The 286-nt window shown below is 48.6% G+C and carries 1 protein-coding gene; it reads right to left on the reverse strand.

The window, feature by feature from the left end; genetic code table 11:
• The coding region (locus ICN24_RS10295; RefSeq protein WP_216223699.1) for a hypothetical protein at positions 1 to 286 on the reverse strand (286 nt) is incomplete at both ends.

Below are 286 nucleotides of genomic sequence, written 5' to 3' on the forward strand. Positions count from 1 at the left end.
TGTAGTTCACATTGGTATTGACGCCATTGACAGTTAAGTTGGCCTTACCGATAGTCAGACCACCGTTGTTGTAGACCACGTTGTAGTTTGAAGCCAAGGTACCGGTCACTGGAGATACTGCCAAGTTATCAGCGTAAGCCGTATTACTTGCATTAGTACCAGTACCGTAGCCGCTAATCGTGAAGTCATCACTGCCCTGACGGCCAACGATGCTGGCAGCGCTATTAGTTTGAGCATTGCCGTTATAGGTCACGTTGGTATTCACGCCATTGACGGTTAAGGTGGC

Origin of the sequence: Polynucleobacter sp. UK-Kesae-W10, from assembly GCF_018881575.1 — a bacterium.
Classification (GTDB): Bacteria; Pseudomonadota; Gammaproteobacteria; order Burkholderiales; family Burkholderiaceae; genus Polynucleobacter.